This window comes from Bacillus sp. Xin1, from assembly GCF_013314535.1.
Classification (GTDB): Bacteria; Bacillota; Bacilli; order Bacillales; family Bacillaceae_G; genus Bacillus_A.
The window spans coordinates 1-992 of record NZ_JABUAE010000142.1 but is presented as its reverse complement, the minus strand read 5'-3'; the positions used below and the strand labels follow the sequence as shown (position 1 = coordinate 992).

Annotated in this window: 1 protein-coding gene; it reads right to left on the bottom strand. The window is 36.2% G+C overall.

Annotation, left to right across the window (positions count from 1 at the left end):
- On the bottom strand, positions 1–894 hold an 894-nt coding region (locus HRG09_RS28130; RefSeq protein ID WP_174104075.1), incomplete at its 3' end, for an IS4 family transposase.
- Between the last annotated feature and the right edge of the window lie 98 nt (positions 895–992).

Here is a 992-nt window from a genome sequence, read left to right as displayed (position 1 = left end):
ACGTAGGCGTTTCTGTTTTTGCTCCTCCGTACATCTATAAACCACAATACGAGTAGGCAGTTTGTCTTTACTCCCTACATATACATCATGTAACTCGTACACTTGGCCAGGTTGTAATTTTTTCATGATGTCTTCTAAATGAACTTGTATATATACCGGTCTCAGTTGAGCAGGTTTTGTTTTAAATACGACTGTTTCGAATTCTTTTCTATATATTTTAGTTGGTAATTTAAGACGTGATAAATAATATCCTTGCTTATCTTGGATAGACTTAAAGTCTTGTAAACGAAAATATCCTAAGTCACGAATATATAGTTCATTCTTTTGTATCATTCCTGTTCGAGTCGCACCATACGCTTGATCACTTCGTTTTCCTGGTTCAATTTTCACATCAGAAAATTCCCCACTTAACAAGTCATACTCTAATTGAATTTTTACACCAGCTTTATGACTACATCCTCCGGCACCAGGATAAGTAGATGCGAATCGATCTGGAACTTGAAAAGTTGTAGAATCAAGGATGCGAATCCGCTCAAAATAAGCAGAAAGAGAATGAGAAATCTTAGATACTCCTCCAATTTTAGCTTGTAGAAGTGTAGTAAATACAGTTCGAAAGAAGGCTACAGAAGCCGAGTTAAATCGTCGATTAAGTCCCTCCGGACTTAATAAAACTCCTGTTGAAGTTTCTAATTGACTACAAAGTTGAGTAAGAGAGGTAGTAGCGACTTGTTGATTTAACCATACACACAAAGATAAGAAATGGTGCCCGTGGCACTTACGTTTTCGTTTCATCCCGCCTACTTCTATAGCTAATTGATTAAGTGTAGCGGGAGACATATATCGATATAACTCTTCGGCAAATAAAGATAATTCTTGTTTTTGGTTCATATTCATAAAAAGCACGTCACCCTTTCTCATTAACATAAGAGAATAGTAACGTGCTTTTAACTTCAAAAATAGTCTAAATCCTTAAGTTGATGGATGTGGGGTAG